This is a genomic window from Coralloluteibacterium thermophilum (assembly GCF_042654365.1).
In the GTDB taxonomy this organism is placed as follows: domain Bacteria; phylum Pseudomonadota; class Gammaproteobacteria; order Xanthomonadales; family Xanthomonadaceae; genus Coralloluteibacterium; species Coralloluteibacterium thermophilum.
Genome location: NZ_JBHSGG010000002.1, coordinates 317,201 through 334,356 on the forward strand (window position 1 = coordinate 317,201; position 17,156 = coordinate 334,356).

Genomic DNA, 17,156 nt, shown 5'->3' on the forward strand with positions numbered 1-17,156 from the left:
CCCGACACCCGACACTCGCCCCCCTTCCTCGCGCGACCACTGATCGCGCACATGTCCCCCGCTGCCGGGAGCGATACCGGCCTACCCGCCCGGCGCCCGCAGCCACGGCGCCACCGGATCGAACGCGCGCACCAGCCGGTCCACGAAGGCCCGTGTCTTGGCCGGTACCAGCCGGCCCGGCGGCAGCACGACGTGGACGGCGCCGTCGTGGTCGAAACGCCACTCCGGCAGTACGCGCACGAGGCGGCCGGCGGCGAGGTCCGGGCCGATCAGCCACTCCGGTGCCGGCATGATGCCCGCGCCGGCGCGGCAGGCGACCAGCAGGCCCTCGCCTTCGTCCGAGACGATGGGACCGCCGATGCGCTGGATCGCGCGTTCGGCGCCGTCGGTCAGTCGCCAGTCGGGCCAGAAGCGCGCCTTCGGAAAGGTGAGGCAGGCGTGCCGGGCGAGGTCCTCCGGCCGTGCCGGCGCGTCGCGGCGCGCGAGATAGTCGGGGGCCGCACAGAGCACGGTGTCGAAGGGCGCGAGCCGCCGCGCGACCAGGCTGCTGTCCGCCAGCTCGCCGATGCGCACCGCCGCATCGAAGCCCTCGGCGACCAGGTCGACGAAGTGGTCGGCGTGCACCAGTTCGAGCCGCAGCGCCGGATGCGCGGCGACGAAGGCCGGCAGCCATGGCGCGATCCAGCGCTGCGAGAAGGCGGCCGGCAGGGCGAGCCGCAGCAGGCCGCGGGGTTCGGCCGCGCCTTCGGCGGCCTCGACCTCGGCCGCGGCCAGCTCGCCGAGGATGGCCTGCACGCGCCGGAGGTAGGCCGCGCCCGCCTCGGTGAGCGCGATGCGCCGCGTCGTGCGCGACAGCAGGCGGACGCCGAGGCGCGCTTCGAGCGCGTCGATGCGGCGCGACACGACCGAGGGATCGCGCCCCAGCGCGCGCCCGGCCGCGGCGAAGCCGCCGTGCTGCACGACCGCCGCGAAGGCCTCGATCTGCTCGAAGCGCGCGCCGCTCCGTTCCTGCATCCGGTGCACGGGTGATTTGCCTCGCGGTGGGATTAAAGGCCTGGCGTCAGGCCCTCATCCTACGTGCCACAGGCGACGCCGCGCAGGCCTCCCATGCGGAGGCGCGGCGTTGCGCCTCTTCGTTCCCACAGGAGCCACAGCATGACCCGACGCGACGCCATCTTCCCTGCCCAGCGGCAGGCGCTCTACGAGATCAACAGGTACTCCGCCGCGATCCGCTCCGGCGACCTGCTGTTCGTCTCCGGCCAGGTCGGCAGCCGCGAGGACGGCTCGCCGGAGCCGGAGTTCGACAGGCAGGTGCAGCTGGCCTTCGACAACCTCGCGGCGGTCCTGGCGGCGGCCGGCTGCACCTTCGACGACGTGGTGGACGTGACCACCTTCCACACCGACCCCGAGCGCCAGTTCGACACGGTCTCCGCGGTGCGCATGAAGGCCTTCGGGGAGCCGCCCTATCCCAACTGGACGGCGGTGGGCGTCAACTGGCTGGCCGGCTTCGACTTCGAGATCAAGGTCGTGGCACGGATCCCGCAGTCCTAGCCTGGTGGCTGCCGGCCGCGCCTCAGGCGCGGCCGAACACCGTCTGCAGGTGCTGCCGGTACTCCTCGAGATGCCGCTCGATGGAGGGCGCCTTGATCACGTCGTTGGCGAGGAAGGTGGGCAGGGCCGCGAGCCCGACGAACTCCTGCGACTTGTGGAAGGGGAAGTAGACGGCGTCCACGCCGCGCCCCTCGAAGAAGTTGCCGGGCGCGTCGAAGGCCTCCCGCGGGGCGTTCCAGGTCAGCGACAGCATGTAGCGGCGCCCCTGCAGCAGGCCGCCGCTGCCGTAGTGGCGGCTGGGGTCGTGGCGCGAGCGGCCGTCGTTGGCGTAGAGCGCGCCGTGCCCGGTGGTGAACACCTCGTCGATGTACTTCTTGACCGTCCACGGCGCGCCCATCCACCACCCGGGCATCTGGTAGACGATCGCGTCCGCCCACAGGTACTTCGCCACCTCCTCCTCGGGAGCGTAGCCGTCGTCCACCCGCGTCTGGCGCGTCGCATGGCCGAGGTCCCGCAGCGTCTCCACCGCCATCCCGTGCAGCGTGGCGTTGTAGCGGCCGCCGGAGTGGGCGTAGGACTTGCCGCCATCGATCAAGAGGATGTTCAAGCACGACTCCTGGCACCGCGCGGCGGCACCGAATGCAAAGGGTCGCGCACTATCCGCGGCCGGCCTCCGCCGATAAAGGCCGCACCTGGAAAAAGTCCGTTGCGCGGCGCGCAAGGGCGGGCGCCCGTCCGGCAGCGAGCGAAGCCGCCGGCGCGCCTATCGGCCGCAGCCCGCTCAGGGCGACACGCGCTCGAAGCCGCCCGCGCGCGGGTTCCAGCGGAAGACCGTGCCGGGGCAGCGGGGGCCGGGCGGCAGGCGCAGCACGGTCTCGCCCTGCTCCAGCGCGACCTCGACGGTGTGCATGCCGCGGTTGCAGTGCGGGGTGGGCAGGTCGAGCCTCTGGCTGAGGGTGCCCGTGGCCTTGTCCATGACCTCGATGGCGGTCACCACCGCACCCTCGCCGCCGGGGACCTGGAAGTAGAACGCGTCGGTCGAGGCCAGCTGGAGCGTCGCGAACGCGCCGGGCGGGCTGACGCCACTGTAGTCCGCATGCCGGACCAGCTCCAGGTGCAGGGGCAGTTGCCGGCGCGTGCGGTAGTCGGTCCACGTCCCGGTGAGGGGCGGCCTCGACGGGTGGAGTCCCCAGTCCTGGAAGCGCAGCCGGGCGCTCGGCAGGCCGGCGACGTCGGTCTCGTCGATCTCCAGCGTGTGGCCGCGGCTCACGGTCGCCTTGAGGGCGATGGGCGTGCGGTAGCGGTCGTAGAAATAGAGCCCGCGCACGACGCGGTTCTCGTACTGCAGCTGCACCGTCACCGGTGCGCGGCCCAGCGTGCCCCGGAACTGCGCCGTCGTCGCCGTCGCGGGCGCCGCCGCGCCCACGCCGAGCGCGAGCACCAGCGCGGCGCGCAGCCATCCCATGCGGCCGCTCACGAGCAGGGCTCCCGCCGTACCGTCGTGTACTCGATCCGGTCGGGCGCCGGGAACCGATAGTGCTCCCACTCGCAGGTCCGGTCGTCCCAGTCGATCGTGTCCGTGAGCCGGAGCTGGACGTTGCCGTCGCGGAACTGCAGCGGGCCGCGCGCGGCGAGCTTCTCCAGCATGCCGTTGCGGCGATAGCCGCCGTCCTGCGAGAGGAAGTACTGCACGGCCTGCGCGTTGCCGTCCTCGAGGCCGGTCGCGCGGAAGTCCACGATGCCGTCCCCGTTCATGTCGAACACGTCGAGCGTCTCCATGCCGCGGAACCACAGGCCGAGGCCGTCGAGCGCCTGCAGCACCTCGCCGGTCGCGCGGTCGTACACGTCGACGCGGTCCACGCGACCGGTCTGCTGGCGCGCGCCCTTGCTCGCATGCACGACGAAGTAGCGGTCGCGGCCGCCGCCCTGCTGCAGGAGTTCCGCGTCGAACGCCGGCGCGCTGGTGCCGGCCTCGAACCGGGCCACCCGCTCGAGGCGCAGCGGCAGCGCGTCGCGCGTCCGCAGGTCCACGCGGCTCCCACCGAGATGGGCATCGAAGACCGCGAAGGGGCGCAGCACCAGCGCCACCTCCGGCAGGTCCGCACCCGCGGCCTGCGTGGTGATGACCAGCGGTGCGTCCGTCGCATGGGGCGTCGGCTCCAGCGGCACGAGTACGCGGTCGGGGCCGAACAGGGCGCCGGACACGAAGTCCCAGGCCGAGTCGTGCACGAGGATCAGTTCGACGCGCTCGTCTCCGGCGAGGCCCCTGTAGTGGGCGAGCGGCTGCACCTGCGCCACGGCCGCGCCCGCGGCGGCGCACAGCAGGAGCACGCACGCGCCCAGACGCCGCAGCCGCGCGCGAGCCGGTGCCGCGGCGCCGTCCGCGGCCGACGCCCGGGTCCGGGCTTCGGCGTGCAGATCTGCGGCGGTCGCGGGACGGGCCCCTTCCCCTTGAGTGTACGGCGGTCGCATCGGCGGTCCCGGCGCAAAAAGAGCGCGGAGCATAGCGGCGGATGCGCCGCCCGGCGAGGCGCCTCTCCCCGCGCGCCGCATGCCCGCTTCACCGCAGGCGGGGAAGGCGCCGGTTGCGCAGGGCGGGGAGGACGGTGTTCTTCGCCTGCGGGAGCGTCGGCAGGCGCCTCCCGCGTCCAGGCAAGGCGCTGAGACGGATCGCCGGGTCGCGTGCCGGGGCCGCGCGCAGCATCCGGCGACGCGTCGTGCGGGAGGCCGCACGGGCTCGGCACGGGAGCGGCGACATGGCGAGTTGCGGCGGGTGGACGTCGGAGGGCTGCCACGGCGGCGGTGTCCTGACGCAGGACGGAACCGGGAAGAGGATCGTCTTCGGGAAAAGGGACCATGCGATCCGCTCCACCGGGGACTGGGCGCGGATCGACCTGTCGCGGATGGAGCACGGCACGGCCCTGGACACGGAGCGGAACACCGTGCCGCGGTTCATCGCCGCGGCCGACCGCCTGCACTCGCTCCTGGCGACGTCGAACACCGTCACCCTGCACTGCGTCAACGGCAAGAGCAGGACCGCCTGCGCCCTGCTGGTGTTCCTCATCCGGCACCACGCCGTCGCGTACGCGGAGGCCGCGACCTTCGTCACCGCGATGCAGGCGGAACGCCGGGCGCACGAGCCCGGCTTCTCCTTCGACCTCGCGCGCCAGGGGACGACCGGCTCCTACGCGCAATGGATCGAAGCGTGGTGGCGGGCGGGCAGGCTCGCGGTGACGGACGCGAACCGCATCCATGCGGACGCGTGGGTGAGCGTCGGGCAGAGGGACAACAAGACCGTCTACACGGTGCAGCCGCCGCCGGACCCGCTGGCGAGGGCACCGCGGAAGCGCCGTCGGTCCGAGGTCGAGCCCGATCCGCCGCCGTCGCCGCCGCGACCGCCACCGCGCCTGCGGGGACCGACGCAGGTGGATGCGCGCACGGTCGCCGAGGGCCAGGCCTGGCTCGCGCGGATGGGCCGGAATCCACGGCCCTGAGGCTGCCGCCCAGCGCGCCGATGCTCTCGTCACTGTTGTCCGCCTCGTGGACGGCACCGGGCGGGGCGCGATCCTCCGCACGGACCCGCGGCTGCTAGGCTGCGGCGCACCTACCGTCGCGAGGGGGAATGTCATGTCGTTGCGCCGCGCATCCGTGGTCGCCCTTCTGCTCGTCGCCGGGTGCGCGCCCACGGCGCCACCGGACGAGCCCGCGGACGTGCCGGAACCCCGGATCGGCCACGTGGTCGCGGTGCACCCCGGCACCGAGCTGCTGCACGTGATCAACTACCTCGCGCGCGTCTACGCACCGCCGGTGCGCGACTACGACTACCGGCGCGCTGTGGACGCCTGGTTCGGACACATGCGCGAGCACCCGGCGGTCGTGCATGCGCGTGCGCTGCCCTACAACGACTTCGCCGACCTGGGCTGGGCGCTGGAATGGCCCGGGCCGCGCCTGGTGGAACCGGAGGGCTTCAGCCATCTTGGACGCATCAAGGACGACGACACCCTGCGCGAGTACCTCCGCCTGGCGGTGGCCTTCGCGCAGGACGCGGACTTCGCCGGCTTCTTCGCGGCGCACGAGGCCGACTACGCGCGCTGGGTGGCCGAGTTCGAGGCGCGGCTGCGCGCGGTCGATCCGCTGACGCCGCTGGCCGACTTCTACGGCACCGGCCTCGACAAGACCCTGTACTTCTCGATCTCGCCGCTCGGGGTGGTCCTGAAGGCGAACATCGTCATCGACGAGGTCGCGCCACGGCACGCGGGCTACGGCCCCATCCTGGTGCCCTTCGACCCGCGCTTCCTGTCCGAGGGTCCCACGACCGCGGCGCGCTTCGACTACACCGACGTGGCCCTGAGCAACGCGGTCTGGCACGAGGCCACGCACATCGCGCTGGAGCAGTTCGCCGACGGCCAGCGCGAGCTGCTCATGGACATCGAGTACGCCGACGCGCTCTCGCGGCAGTTCGTGGTGTTCGACGAACCGCGGCTGGACACCTACTTCTTCGTCCATGAGGTGCTCTCGGACGCGGTGGCGATCCACCTGAAGGGCGTGCACTTCGGGGACGCGCTCGCGGAGGAGCACCTTGCCCAGAACGAGGCCATGGGCGGCGCCCTGTACCGGCCGGTGGTGACGCACTTCCGCACGACCTACGCGCCCCGGCGCACCGAACGCGACTTCCGCGCCCATCTGCCGGCGCTCGCCGCCTTCATCGACGGCCTGCCCACCGACGCCTGCGAATGAGCGTCGCCGAGGCGACGGGCCGTGCCGACGGCGTTGCGGCCGATGCGGGCCGCCGCCCGGGCTCCTACGGTTCGCCCGCAGCCCAGCGCGCGATGCTCTCGACGCTGTTGCCGGCGTCGTCGACCGCGTCGAGGTCCGCGCCCCGGGCGCGCAGGTCGTGGAGGATCTCGGTGCGCTGGAACAGCGCGGCGTACATCGCCGGCGTCTGGCCGGCCTTGTTGCGGTGGTCGGGCGCGCAGTCGGCGGCCATCAGCGCACGCGCGATGCGGACCTCGCCCTTGAAGATGGCGCCGAGCAGCGCCGTGTTGCCGCGCTGGTCCGCGTGGCAGGGGTCGGCGCCGGCGTCGAGCAGCAGCCGCACGGCGTCCCGGTGCCCGTGGTAGGCAGCGAGGATGAGGGCGGTGTAGCCCTTGGCGTCGGCGCGGTCGAGGTCGTAGCCGGCCTCGACGAAGGTCTCGAGCACCTCGATGTCGCCCGCACGGGCGGCGGCGAACAGGTAGCCGTCGAGCTGCTCCCTGATCTCGGCAGGCGCGGCGGGGGCTGCCTCGTCCGCCTGCGCCACGGCCATGCCGAGGCCGAGCAGCAGGCCGAGGCCGATCGCACGGAATGTCATGCGCGACTCCTTGTCGGATGTGGGACGGAATCCTCCCGGGCGGCGCGTGCCGCCCGGGAGGCCTGCGGTCAGTCGACCAGTTCCGCGGCCAGCGCGCGCACCCGGGCGATGTCGCCCTGCGCCACGCGCGTCAGGCCTTCGCCGTAGCGGGCGTCCGCCTTGTAGAAGTACGACAGCATGGTGTGCTTGGCACCGTCCTCCGCCTCGGCGAGCGCCGAGCCCAGGGTCTGGATGAGATCCTGCTGGGTCTTGCGGTCCCAGCTGCGGAACAGCTCGCCCGCCTGCCTGAAGTTCTGCTCGCGGGCGATGCGGCGCTGCTGGGTCATGCCGCCGAGCGGCAGGTTGCTGTAGCGCGCGGCGACGGCTTCCGGACGCGGCTGCAGCGTGCTCGGCTCGTAGTTCACCTCGCCGGTGCGGCTGCCGAAGTTCATGAAGCCGTCCTGGTTGTTGTTGTTGACGGCCACGCGCGGGCGGTTCACCGGCAGCTGCTGGTGGTTGGCGCCCAGGCGGTACATCTGGGTGTCGGCGTAGCTGAAGAGCCGGCCCTGCAGCAGGCGGTCCTCCGACGGCTCGATGCCGGGGATGAGGTTGGCCGGCGCCAGCGCGACCTGCTCGGTCTCCTGGAAGACGTTCGCCGGGTTGCGGTTGAGCTCCATGGTGCCGATCTTGCGCATGGGCACCAGGTCCTCGGGCCAGATCTTGGTGGCGTCGAGCGGGTCGAAGTCGAACGCGACCAGCTGCTCGGGCTCGAGCACCTGCAGGTATAGGTCCCAGCGCGGGTAGTTGCCGGCCTCGATCGCCTCGATGAGGTCGCGGGTCATGTGGTTGAAGTCGCGGCCCTGGACGCGCTCGGCCTCCCTCGGGTCGTGGTTGCGCAGGCCCTGCAGGCTCTTCCAGGTGAACTTGACGTAGCGGTACTCGCCGTCGGCGTTCACCAGCTTGTAGGCGTGCACCGAGCTGCCGTCCATCTCGCGGTAGGTGGCGGGCGTGCCCTCGTTGGAGAACAGCAGGGTCAGCGTGCGGGTGGCCTCGGGCACGTGCTGGAAGAAGTCGAACAGCGTGCGGTTGGTGCCGTAGTTCTTGTCCGGGTCCGGCTTGAAGGCGTGGACCATGTCGGGGAACTTGATGGCGTCGCGGATGAAGAAGGTCGGGAAGTTGTTGCCGACCAGGTCCCAGTTGCCCTGCTCGGTGTAGAACTTGGTCGCGAAGCCGCGCGGGTCGCGCAGGGTCTCGGGCGAGTGGTTGCCGTGCACCACCGAGGAGAAGCGCACGAACACCGGGGTCTGCTTGTCCGGGGTGAACAGGGTCGCCTGGGTCAGGTCCGACAGGTCCTCGGACGCGGTGAACACGCCGTAGGCGCCGGTGCCGCGCGCATGCACGACGCGCTCGGGGATGCGCTCGCGGTCGAAGCGCTGCAGCTTCTGGATGAGGTGGATGTCCTGCAGCAGGACGGGACCGGTCTCGCCGGCGGTCTGCGAGTTCTGGTTGTCGCCGACGAGCGCGCCGTTGTCGCGCGTGAGTTCGGCGGCGGTCGCGCCGGTGCACAGCAGGATGGCTGCGAGCGCGGACGGCAGCAGACGGCGGCGGCCGCGCAGCGCGGCGCCTGGAGTGGTCTTCGACATGGGTGCCCCTTTTTCTTGTGGTTCGGGTTGCCTGATGGCCCGGGGAGCCTAGGGAGCGCGCGCATCGCGCGGAAATCGTTTGTTCCTGTCGCTTCGATAGCTCCCGGCGATGACGTGCCGCGGCGAGGCATCGCCACGCACGGAAACCGCGCGGCGCAGGCGCGGACGCCGCCGGCACGATCGGGCAAGACCACGGCAGGACTCCGCTATCGCACCGAGGTCGCGGCGGCCGATGGTGGTCGTCCCGCCGCGCACGCCGGCACGACCCGAGGCGCACGACATGCCACCGACGCACGACATCGACATCGCCGCCTCCACCCGCACGGACGCACTGCGCCGTCGCCTCCTGCGCATCGCAGGCGCGCAGCGCGCACTGCTGCTGCCGGTGGCGGCCGCGCTCGCCGCACCGGTGCAGGCATCGCAGAGCGAAACCTCGGCGGCGCTCGTGACGGAGGCCTTCGCCGCATGGAAGGCCGGGCGCGGCGGCATCTTCGAGCTGCTGGCCGAGGACGCGGTGTGGACGGTGGCCGGAAGCAGCCCGGTGTCGGGCACCTGGCACGGGCGCGAGCCCTTCCTGCGCGACGTGGTCGCGCCCATCAACGCGCGGCTGGCGACGCCGATCGTGCCGGAGGTCGTGGCCATCGTCGCCGACGGAACGCGGGTCGTCGTGCACTGGGACGGCCACGCGACCGCGCGCGACGGACGGACCTACACCAACAGCTACGCGTGGTTCCTCACCGTCGCCGATGGGCGCATCACCCACGTCACCGCCTTCCTCGACACCTGGGCCCTGGAGGCGCTGATGCAGCGGGACATGGACGTGCCGGGCCTCGACGCGCCGGCGGTGCCTCCGGCGGACTGACGCCGTCCGCCGGAGGGGCGCGGCTCACCGCGCCTGCGGCTCCAGTCCGGCCGCATCGCAGCCGGCCGGCCGCCGCACGGGATTGCAGGCCGCGGGCGCGCCGCCGGGAAGGCGGACCTCGTAGCGCGGCGACAGCCGGGGCTCGGGCCAGAGGTAGTCGGTGGAGACGTACTGGGCGCCGCTGGCGAGCGCGGCGTCGCGGCGGCGGGTATCGTCCTGCCTCGCCTCCCGCGTCTCGGCATCGGCGCGGGTACGCACGAGGAAGCCGGCACGGACGGCCCGCGCGATGCGCTCGCCGTCGGCGACGGGATCGTTGAGGGTGAGGTAGGCGGCGGCCGGCGAGTCCTCGTCGGTGTTGACGAAGAACACGCGGCCTTCGAGCGAGCGACGCGCGCCGCGGTAGAGGGCGACCTTGGCGGGACCCTCGTCGAGGGCGAACAGGACGCGGCCGCGCGCGGCCTCCAGGCTCGGCCAGTTGCCCGCCAGCACCGCCTCGCGCAGCGTCGGGAAATCCCCCTGCACGTCGTCGGGAACGATCAGCTTCTCCGGCGGCAGGACGCTGCGGATCTCCGCGTCGAGGGCGTCGAAGGCCGCCTCCGTGAAGGGCAGCGCGTCGATGCCGCCGCGCGCCGCGTTGCGCTCGTCCTTGGCGTTGAACATCAGCAGGATCGGCACGTGTCCCGGGTTGGCGTCGGACCAGTCCCGGATGGTCTCCAGGCACGCAACCAGGCGCACGCAGTGCGTGGCGTCGTCGATGCCCGGGATGTGCAGGACCTTGAATCCCGGGAGCCCGAACGCAGGGTCGTCCGAGCCGGCCGCGTAGTGCCCGCCATGCGGGTCGAAGTTGACGTCGAGTTCGAGCTGGCGCGCGCCGCGGTCCAGCTGCTCGACCAGGGGGCGGTGGGCGTAGTCCAGCGCATCGGCCGCCGCGGGATCGGCCATGCGCAGGCGCGCCATCGTCTCCGCCGGCATGGCCTGCTTGTAGCTGTTGTGGGTGCCGACCGCGACGATGTCGTTCATGCGCAGCGGCGCGCCGGCATGCACGGCGGAGGCCAGGCCGAGGCAGCAGGCGGCGAGAGCGAGGCTGTGGGGCATGGGATGTCCTCGGGTCCGGGAGGCCGCGGGACGAACCCGTCGCCGAAGCGGCCGACGAAAAGGGAACGGCCGCCGTCCCGGTGCGCGGGGCGGCGGCCGCTGCGTTCGAAGCGCCGGCCGGCGGATGCCGGCCGGGCGCGGGGTCGTCAGAAGTCCGCGCGCAGCCCGAGGCTGATGCGACGGCCCGACAGCTCGTACATCGTCGGGAACGACGGGTCCAGCGTGTAGCCGGTGGTCTCGCGGTCGAAGATGTTGATGCCTTCCAGGCTCACCTTGACGTTGTCGGTGATCCTGTAGCCGATCGACAGGTCGGTCTGGCCGTAGGCGTCGCGCCAGATCGGGTACATGTTGTAGCCGATCGACTCGACGTAGGCGTCCTTGTAGTTGTAGGACACGCGGGCGTCGAAGCGGTCGTTCTCGTAGTACAGGGTGAAGTTCCAGGCCTTGTCCGCCAGGCCCGGCAGCGGGGTGGCGATGCCGAGGCTGGACTCGCCCTGCAGCGAGCTCTTGAGCTTGGTGTAGTTGGCGTTGACGCCGAAGCCCTCCAGCGCACTGTGCAGGGTGCCGAGCGGCATCTGCGCGATCAGCTCGTAGCCGCTGACGTCGTAGGAACCGTCCGCGTTGACCGGCTGGTAGACGTCGAAGTCGTAGATGCCGTTGAGCGTGCCGTTGGCGTTGTACACCGCGACGTTCTCGACCACGCCCGTCAGCGAGTTGATGACGGCGCCCTCGATCTTCTTGCGGAAGTAGGACGCGGCGAGCAGGCCGCCGTTGTCGAGGTACTGCTCCAGGCCCAGCTCCCACTGCCTGGCGTAGGTCGGTTCCAGGTTCGGGTTGCCGTCGGTGAAGCGGAACGAGCTCCAGCTCGCGGTGCGGCGGTAGGCGATGTCCGTCAGCGCGGGGCGCATCAGGGTCTCGGAGGCGGCCGCGCGCAGCATGAGGCTGTGGGTCAGCTCGGCGGTCATGTTGAAGCTGGGCAGCACGTCGGAGTAGCCGCCCTTCATGGAGACCGGGTCCTCGGTGTAGCCGGTGGAGCCGTCGTCGTTCTGCACCGGGTGGTAGCCGAAGGACAGCACCGAGGTGTCCACGTAGCGCGCGCCCGCGTTGAGCGACACCGGCACCGCGCCCACGTTGAAGTGGAAGTCGGTCATGGCGTACAGCGCGGTCACTTCCTCGTCCACGCGGTAGTGCTGGCCGGGGTCGAACGGCGTCTGGAAGCCCGGGTAGCGGAAGGTCCGCCGGGCGTAGTCGTTCGACACCTGGCTCCACTCGAGGTCCTTCGCGCGGAACCGGCCACCCGGGACGATGTCGGTCACCGGGCGCAGCTCGCTGTCGGCCAGCGTGCGCACGTTGACCCACGAGGCGTCGCCGGCGCGCGGACCCTGGATGTTGAGCTCGCCGTAGTCGCGCTCCTTCGACCTGTCGGTGTAGCGGCCGCCGAACTGCACGCTCGACAGCGCCGGCAGGAAGGCCAGGTCGAGCGGCCTGCGGAAATCGAGCTGCGCCGCGTACTTGTCGTCGTTCACCCGCTCCAGCGAAGTCTCGTAGGCCTCGAACAGGTAGCTCCCGGGGGAGTTGTACATGTCGATGGTGGCCGGGTTGTCGCTGGGGATGGTCTCGCCGCTGCGGCCGGTCCAGCGCGTGCGCGACGGCGCGTAGGCGACGTGCTTGAGGTTGGCGTAGTCGGAGGTCTTCTCCGCGCCCGAGTAGCCCATCAGGCCGGTGACGTCCCAGCCGCCGACGGTCCAGTCCAGCGCCAGGCTGTACTGGCGGTAGTCGGTGTCGTGGATGCGTTCCTTGCTCAGGAACTCGTGCTGGGTCGCGGTGTAGGACACGTCGCGCAGCACGACCATGCCGTACCTCGACAGCGTGGTCGCGTCGTAGTCGTGGATGGTCTCCAGCGTGCTGCGGCTGGACGCCGAGTAGGCCGCGGCGTCGTACTCGTCCTCGACGGCCTCGTAGCCGCCGAGCATGGCGTCGAAGGTCAGGCTGAAGCTGTTGCTCGGCTTGAACTGCAGCGAGGCGGTGGCGCCCCACTTGTCCTGCTCGTTGAGGTAGATGCGGTCGCCGACCTTGTCCTGGAAGATGATGCGGTCGGTCTCGTCGTTGTTGGCGCGGCTGCCCACGACGATGCCGGCGTCGCGCTCCAGCACGTCGAGCGCCTGCTCGCCGCGCGCGCCGGTGGACGGCGCCAGGAAGCGGCTCATCGGCCGGAAGTTGATGCCGGAGGTGGCGTCGGTGCGGTTGGTGCGCTTGGCCTGCGAGAAGGACACCAGGCCGCCCCAGTTGCCCCAGGTGTCGCTGGCGAGGAACGAGAACTTCGGATCGACCTCCTCGGAGATCGAATTGTGCGCGGCCTCGGCGGAGGCCACGAGCTTGCGCCCGTTGTAGTCGAAGGGACGCGCGGTGCTGATCTGCACCGAGCCGGCGATGCCGCCCTCCTCGTCCGCCGCGGTCGGCGACTTCTGCACCGTCACCTGCTGGATGATCTCGGAGGCGAAGATGTCGAACTCGACGTCGCGGCCGCCGCTGCCCGAGGCCGTGGCGAGGTCGTTGATCGAGACGTGGGTGTAGTCGGACGGCAGGCCGCGCACGTTGACGCGCGTGCCCAGGCCCTTGTTGCGCTCGATGGTGACGCCCGGCATGCGCTGCAGGGCCTCGGCCAGGTTCTGCTCGGGGAAGTCGGCGACGTCGGTGGCGACGATGGAGTCGGAGAACCCGATGTTGTAGCGCTTGATGTCCACCGCCTGCTCGAGGCTGCGGCTGTAGCTGCCGGTGACGACGATGCTGTCGAGCTGCTGGGGCGTGGGGGCGCCGTCCTGCGCCGTCGTCGCGTCCTGCGCGCGCGCCTGCAGCGGCACGGCGACGATCCCGCCCAGCAGGAGAAGATGGATGCTCCGGCTGAGGCTACGGAGGCGCGGCCCGGACGTGGGACGTCCGGGAGACTGGTACTTCATGCGGGTTCCCCTGCGGAATCGATGGGCAATGCGGATGGGTGGGCGGTCGCGCCGGAACGGCACGACGCGGGGCCTGGACTCGGCCGCGGCGCAGCTTATTCACCCAACGTTGACGTTTTGTTTCCGTTTGCCCACCGGTGGACAAGCGCTCCTGCGCGCATGCCCTCGCGCACCGCGGCCGGAGCGCGGGAGGCGCCCGTGGATGCGGATGACGACGCCCGGCCCGCCCGGCGGCGGGCACGGCTCCCCCCGCGCGACCGGGATCAGGTGAGGCGACGCCCGTGCGGCGCCGCGAGCTCCCGCACCCCGCGCAGGACCTCGACCAGCTCGCGATAGCCGTCGGCGAGCTGCGCGTAGAGCGCGGCGTAGGCCGCGCGGCTGGCGGAGGCGACGTCCAGGTAGGCGCCGCGCCCGAGTTCGACGAAGTAGTCCACGCTGACGCGGCGGCGCGCCGCGAGGCCCGGGAACAGGCCGGCGATGAGCAGGCAGCGGTCGCCCACGTCGCGCAGCGCGTCGGTGCGCAGGGTCCCTGTGTTCGCCTGCGCGTGCAGCCACTCCAGCGCCTGGATGCGCGAGAGCAGGTGTCCGTCGCGCTGGTGGCGCAGCAGCACGAACACCAGGTAGCTCTCGCGCGACTCGTCGAGCCTGTGGCCCGCACGGTCCGCGGAATCCCGCACCAGCGCCTGCCAAAGCTGCACCGGCGCGCCCTGCGTGAATGCGTCGATCATGGCGTCCTCCTGCGAATCGAAGACGCCCCCGAGGCTAATCCGCCCCGGCGTGAAAGGGTTGGCAGCCGGCGCCGGGGAGCGCCAGCGCCGTTGCGCCGGCGTGCAGCTCGGTGACGGTGGCGGCAGGCGCCGCCGCCACCGCACGACGCGGGCGCGGGATTACAGGAACATCCCCCCGGAGGCCTCGACGCGCTGCCCGTTGGTCCAGCGCATGCCGTCGGAGAGCAGCGCGACCACGGCACCGCCGATGTCCTCCGGCAGGCCCGCGCGGCCGAGGGCGGTCTGGGCCGCGACGAAGCGGTTGAGCTCGAGGTTGTCGCGCACGGCGCCGCCGCCGAAGTCGGTCTCGATGGCGCCCGGCGCGAGCGTGTTGACCACGATGCCGCGCGCCCCGAGTTCCCGCGCCAGGTAGCGGGTCAGCACCTCGACGCCGCCCTTCATCGTTGCGTAGGCCGCATAGCCCGGCAGCGAGAACCGCGCGAGCCCGCTGGACACGTTGAGGATGCGTCCGCCGTCGGCGATCAGCGGCAGCAGCGCCTGGGTGAGGAAGAACGGCCCCTTGAGGTGCACGCGCATCAGCGCGTCGAACTGCGCCTCGGTGGTCTCGGCGAAGGGCGCGTGCACGCCCATGCCCGCGTTGTTGACCAGGGCGTCGAACTGCGTGCGCCCCCAGCCGCGCAGCACGTCCCGCACGCGCTCGGCGAAGGCGGGGAAACCGGCGCTGTCGCCGACGTCGAGGCGCAGCGCAACGGCACGGCGGCCTTCGGCCTCGACCTCGGCGACGGCCGCCTGCGCCTCCGCCTCGTTGCTGTGCCAGGTCAGGAGGAGATCGTGCCCGGCGCGGGCGAGGTGGACGGCGGCGGCGCGGCCGAGGCCGCGGCTGCCGCCGGTGACGAGCACGATGGACGGGGTCTGCATGGCACTGCTCCTGTGGTGGGTGTGGCGCTACGCTATTGGTCGCCCCGCTCGGCATAAACCGGGCGGACGCGATCACCTTGTCCAATCCGGGATAACAATCGGCGCATGCACCTCCTGGACGCCATGCAGGTCTTCCTGCGCGTCGCCGAGCTCGGCAGCTTCACCCGCGCAGCCGAGACGCTCGGGCGCCCGAAGGCGAGCGTCTCGCTCGCCGTGCAGCGGCTCGAGGCCGAGCTCGGCACGCGCCTGCTCCACCGCACCACCCGCCGGGTCGGCCTGACCCGGGACGGCGAGATGCTGGCCCGGCGCGCGCACGACCTGCTCGGCGACCTGGACGAACTGCGCGACCTGTTCCGGGCCGACGCCCGCGGCCTGCGCGGCCGGCTGCGCGTCGGCATGTCCACCCGCTTCGCCGAGCGCACCGTGCTGCCGCGGCTGCACGACTTCCTTGCCGCGCACCCCGACCTCGAACTGGAACTCAGCACCACCGATCGCTTCGTCGACCTCGTCGCGGAGGGCTTCGACTGCGTCGTGCGCGGCGGTACGCCGACCGACTCGCGCCTGGTCGCGCGTCCGCTCGGCACCTATGCGCTCGGCAACTTCGCGAGCCCGGCCTACCTCGCGCGGCACGGCATCCCGCGCACGCCGGCCGACCTCGCCGGCCACGTGCTGGTGCGCTACGCCAACCCGCTGGGCAGCGACGACGGCTTCGACTACGTCGAGGACGGCCGCGTGCGGCGCGTGCCGATGCGCAGCCGGGTGAGCGTGGACGGCGCGGCCGCCTACGACGCCGCCTGCATCGCCGGCCTCGGCCTCATCCAGACCCCGCGCATGAGCGTGGCGCCACAGCTGGCCGCGGGCACCCTCGTCGAGGTGCTGCCGGAGTACGTCCCGCCACCGCTGCGGATCGCCCTGCTCTACCCCCACCGGCGCCACCTCTCGCCGCGCGTCCGGGCCTTCGCCGACTGGCTGGAAGGCCTGCTGCGCGAGGCGCACGACCTGCAGCCGGCGCGACCGATGGCAGGAGCGCCTTCGGCCGCGACATGAGGCGGGGCAGGACCGACCGGGCCGTCATTCCGACGCCGCGCCCGCAGCGCCAGCGCGGCCCGGCACCGGCCCGACGGTCCGGATCCCGTGCCCACGCACGGAACTCTAACATGCGCGGCCCCGCTCCGGAGCCCACCGTGCCCCGTCATACCGGCCCTCTCCTCACACGCGCCCTCGCCGAGGCGCTGCACGGCGCGCGCGCGGCCGGCGCAGCGACCTGGACCGGCTCCTTCGACCTCGGCCGCAGCGAGACGCAGGTCCTGCTGGACGCGGACGCATGGACGTACGCGGAGCGGCGCTATCCCTATCCCGGGCGACTCAAGGACCGCACGCTGTACTGGTGGGACGGCGAGGACTTCGCCGCCGTGTCCCGCTTCTCCGGTGCGCTGATCAAGCTGGTGCCCACCGAATGGGGCGCGCCGACCTTCGAGATCGACGGCATCAAGATGCTGCCGACCGCACGCACCTCCCCGGTCGAGGACGCCCGACGCAAGGTCGCCCTGGTGGAGCCGCGCGGCCGCATCGTGCTCGACACCTGCGGCGGCCTCGGCTACTTCGCCGGTTGCTGCCTCGAGGCCGGCGCCGCGCGCATCCTGTCGTTCGAGAAGAACGCCGACGTGCTGTGGCTGCGCACGCTCAACCCGTGGTCGCCCGACCCCGGGGCGGCCGAGGCGGGCGGGCGTCTCGTGCTGACCCACGCCGACGTGGCGGAGGCGATCGCGGACCTGCCGGACGCAGCCGTGGACGCCGTGCTGCACGACCCGCCCCGCTTCGGCATCGCCGGCGAGCTGTACTCCCAGGCCTTCTACGATCAGCTCGCGCGCGTGCTGCGGCGCGGCGGCCGGCTGTTCCACTACACCGGCAGCCCCAATCGGCTCACCAGTGGCCGCGACGTTCCCCGCGAGGTCGCCCGCCGCCTGGAGAAGGCCGGCTTCCAGGCGCGGCCGGCGCTCGACGGCGTGTTCGCCACCCGGCGCTGACGCGCTCGCGGAGCGAGATGCAGGGAGCGACGCACACCTGTCCCGC

General features: G+C 72.2%; 16 protein-coding genes. 6 read left to right on the plus strand and 10 right to left on the minus strand.

Going from position 1 to position 17,156, the window contains the following annotated elements:
- Positions 1-81: 81 nt before the first annotated feature.
- Positions 82-1,014, minus strand: coding sequence for a LysR family transcriptional regulator (locus ACFO3Q_RS01860; protein WP_377002888.1), 933 nt, complete (start codon positions 1,012-1,014; stop codon positions 82-84).
- A 141-nt stretch (positions 1,015-1,155) separates the two neighbouring features.
- Between ACFO3Q_RS01860 and ACFO3Q_RS01865 the strand changes: the two genes are divergently transcribed.
- Positions 1,156-1,551, plus strand: coding sequence for a RidA family protein (locus ACFO3Q_RS01865; protein ID WP_377002889.1), 396 nt, complete (start codon positions 1,156-1,158; stop codon positions 1,549-1,551).
- 22 nt (positions 1,552-1,573) lie between these two features.
- Here the strand turns inward: ACFO3Q_RS01865 and ACFO3Q_RS01870 are convergent, their stop codons facing one another.
- From ACFO3Q_RS01870 to ACFO3Q_RS01880, 3 genes are all read right to left on the minus strand, one after another.
- Positions 1,574-2,158 carry an NAD(P)H-dependent oxidoreductase gene (locus ACFO3Q_RS01870; protein ID WP_377002890.1) on the minus strand — a complete coding sequence of 195 codons (585 nt, stop codon included), beginning with the start codon at positions 2,156-2,158 and terminating at the stop codon, positions 1,574-1,576.
- A 174-nt stretch (positions 2,159-2,332) separates the two neighbouring features.
- Positions 2,333-3,028, minus strand: coding sequence for a hypothetical protein (locus tag ACFO3Q_RS01875; protein WP_377002891.1), 696 nt, complete (start codon positions 3,026-3,028; stop codon positions 2,333-2,335).
- A complete protein-coding gene (locus ACFO3Q_RS01880) occupies positions 3,025-3,882 on the minus strand; it encodes a hypothetical protein (protein WP_377002892.1) in 858 nt (285 codons plus the stop codon). The genes ACFO3Q_RS01875 and ACFO3Q_RS01880 overlap by 4 nt, the downstream gene beginning before the upstream one ends.
- Before the next feature lie 611 nt (positions 3,883-4,493).
- Here ACFO3Q_RS01880 and ACFO3Q_RS01885 point away from each other — a divergent pair.
- Positions 4,494-5,045, plus strand: a complete 552-nt coding sequence (locus ACFO3Q_RS01885) for a protein-tyrosine phosphatase family protein (protein WP_377002893.1) — start codon at positions 4,494-4,496, stop codon at positions 5,043-5,045.
- Between the two features lie 133 nt (positions 5,046-5,178).
- Positions 5,179-6,288, plus strand: coding sequence for a DUF4932 domain-containing protein (locus ACFO3Q_RS01890; RefSeq protein WP_377002894.1), 1,110 nt, complete (start codon positions 5,179-5,181; stop codon positions 6,286-6,288).
- A 64-nt stretch (positions 6,289-6,352) separates the two neighbouring features.
- Here the strand turns inward: ACFO3Q_RS01890 and ACFO3Q_RS01895 are convergent, their stop codons facing one another.
- Both ACFO3Q_RS01895 and ACFO3Q_RS01900 read right to left on the minus strand, forming a co-directional pair.
- Positions 6,353-6,901, minus strand: a complete 549-nt coding sequence (locus ACFO3Q_RS01895) for an ankyrin repeat domain-containing protein (protein WP_377002896.1) — start codon at positions 6,899-6,901, stop codon at positions 6,353-6,355.
- 68 nt (positions 6,902-6,969) lie between these two features.
- The gene (locus ACFO3Q_RS01900; RefSeq protein WP_377002996.1) at positions 6,970-8,478 is read right to left on the minus strand and encodes a catalase; all 1,509 of its coding nucleotides are present in this window, start codon (positions 8,476-8,478) and stop codon (positions 6,970-6,972) included.
- 325 nt (positions 8,479-8,803) lie between these two features.
- Between ACFO3Q_RS01900 and ACFO3Q_RS01905 the strand changes: the two genes are divergently transcribed.
- Positions 8,804-9,385, plus strand: a complete 582-nt coding sequence (locus ACFO3Q_RS01905) for a nuclear transport factor 2 family protein (RefSeq protein ID WP_377002897.1) — start codon at positions 8,804-8,806, stop codon at positions 9,383-9,385.
- 24 nt (positions 9,386-9,409) lie between these two features.
- Here ACFO3Q_RS01905 and ACFO3Q_RS01910 read toward each other — a convergent pair whose 3' ends face one another.
- From ACFO3Q_RS01910 to ACFO3Q_RS01925, 4 genes are all read right to left on the minus strand, one after another.
- Positions 9,410-10,480 (minus strand): phosphatidylinositol-specific phospholipase C1-like protein, encoded by a 1,071-nt coding sequence (locus tag ACFO3Q_RS01910; protein WP_377002898.1) that lies wholly within the window; start codon positions 10,478-10,480, stop codon positions 9,410-9,412.
- A gap of 146 nt (positions 10,481-10,626) precedes the next feature.
- Positions 10,627-13,437, minus strand: a complete 2,811-nt coding sequence (locus tag ACFO3Q_RS01915; protein ID WP_377002899.1) for a TonB-dependent receptor — start codon at positions 13,435-13,437, stop codon at positions 10,627-10,629.
- Between the two features lie 263 nt (positions 13,438-13,700).
- Complete coding sequence (locus tag ACFO3Q_RS01920; protein ID WP_377002900.1) at positions 13,701-14,165, minus strand: hypothetical protein; 465 nt, start codon at positions 14,163-14,165, stop codon at positions 13,701-13,703.
- 159 nt (positions 14,166-14,324) lie between these two features.
- On the minus strand, positions 14,325-15,083 hold the full coding sequence (locus tag ACFO3Q_RS01925; protein WP_377002901.1) for an SDR family NAD(P)-dependent oxidoreductase: 759 nt from the start codon (positions 15,081-15,083) through the stop codon (positions 14,325-14,327).
- Between the two features lie 105 nt (positions 15,084-15,188).
- Here ACFO3Q_RS01925 and ACFO3Q_RS01930 point away from each other — a divergent pair, with 105 nt between their 5' ends.
- On the plus strand, positions 15,189-16,130 hold the full coding sequence (locus ACFO3Q_RS01930; RefSeq protein ID WP_377002902.1) for a LysR family transcriptional regulator: 942 nt from the start codon (positions 15,189-15,191) through the stop codon (positions 16,128-16,130).
- Between the two features lie 110 nt (positions 16,131-16,240).
- Positions 16,241-17,110, plus strand: coding sequence for a class I SAM-dependent methyltransferase (locus ACFO3Q_RS01935; protein WP_377002904.1), 870 nt, complete (start codon positions 16,241-16,243; stop codon positions 17,108-17,110).
- Positions 17,111-17,156: the final 46 nt, after the last annotated feature.